Source organism: Pseudomonas cuatrocienegasensis, assembly GCF_900110925.1.
In the GTDB taxonomy this organism is placed as follows: Bacteria; Pseudomonadota; Gammaproteobacteria; order Pseudomonadales; family Pseudomonadaceae; genus Aquipseudomonas; species Aquipseudomonas cuatrocienegasensis.
The window spans coordinates 12,057-13,355 of sequence record NZ_FOFP01000035.1; the positions used below are offsets into that span (position 1 = coordinate 12,057).

The window sequence follows — 1,299 nt, forward strand, 5'->3', positions numbered from 1 at the left end:
ACGATCAATTGTCAGGCGGTGATGGTGACGATCTGCTCGACGGCGGTTCAGGCAATGATCTGTTGAACGGCGGTTCCGGCAACGATCAATTGTCAGGCGGTGATGGTGATGATCTGCTCGACGGCGGCTCAGGCAATGATCTGTTGTACGGCGGTGCCGGCAACGATACCCTGCGTGGCAATGTTGGCAACGATACCTTGCATGGCAATGCCGGCAACGATTACCTGATCGGTGGAGCAGGGAGCGACACCTACGTGTTCGCTGCCGGCGACGGTCAGGACGTGATCAACAACCTGTCCAACACGCCGGATACCGACACCGATGTGCTGAGCCTAGAAGGTATCGTTCGCGAGAATCTGTGGCTGTCGCGTAATGGCGACAACCTGGTGATCGATGTAACAGGCTCGGAGGACAGCATCACCATCCAGGACTGGTATGCCAACTCAGCCCAGCAGCTTGACGTGATCCAGGCAGGTGGTTCGTCGCTGTATGCGAATCAGGTGGATAGTCTGGTCAATGCCATGGCTGCTTTCGGTGCCCCAGCAGGTGGTGAACTCAACCTGACGCAGACACAGCGTGATCAGTTGAACGTGGTTATCGCCGCAAATTGGCAATAGCTACCGAGCAACAGCAAATAGCCCGCCGTCCGGCGGGCTATTTGTTTTACCGGCAGAGGGCTGCCTCAGAGTCGATGGTTAGATGCTATGCAATTGATTGGTCAAGTGGAATGCAATCAGGTGGTCAGGTGGATGCAATTATGCAGTTTCGTCGTAAGCCAGTTGTAAGAGGGGGCGCTGCGTCGATTTGGCCGGACATTGCTCAGCGGGAAGCTTGCTGATTGTCAGTCGGTGCGGGGGATCTCTCCGCTATTTCGGTCGGCTGGGGTATCGCAACCATGCGAGGATGTCTGTGCTCGCTTCCATTCGGGTGGGCTGCTTTGTATGACCTTGCCCCCGAAATACGTACCCCATAGCCCGTGTCATGGGTTGGTTTTTTGAAGCTGTGAAGCGTGCCAACTATGTTCGTATTGCGTTGGGCTGACGTAGGACAGTGTTGAGTGCAAGCGCTCTCGGTTGTACCAGAGCAGCCAGCTCATGACCTCGTCTTTGGCGTCGCGGCGAGTACTAAACCGCTGATCATGTAACCGTTCCACCTTCAACGAGCCGAACAACGTCTCGCTGCAGGCATTGTCCCAGCAATTGCCACGTCGGCTCATTGAGCTAGTGATTCCGTAGTCCTGAAGCACCTGTCTAAAATCGAAACTGGCGTACTGGCTTCCTCGATCACTATGAAAAAGTA

At 55.1% G+C, this 1,299-nt stretch carries 2 protein-coding genes; one reads left to right on the forward strand and one right to left on the reverse strand.

Annotated features, from left to right (window positions below):
- Window positions 1–617 (forward strand): calcium-binding protein (locus tag BMW49_RS25385; protein WP_208600991.1); only part of this gene is annotated, 617 nt, incomplete at its 5' end.
- Window positions 618–979: 362 nt separating this feature from the next.
- Here BMW49_RS25385 and BMW49_RS24065 read toward each other — a convergent pair.
- A partial coding sequence (locus BMW49_RS24065; RefSeq protein WP_139205716.1) for an integrase core domain-containing protein occupies window positions 980–1,299 on the reverse strand: 320 nt, incomplete at its 5' end.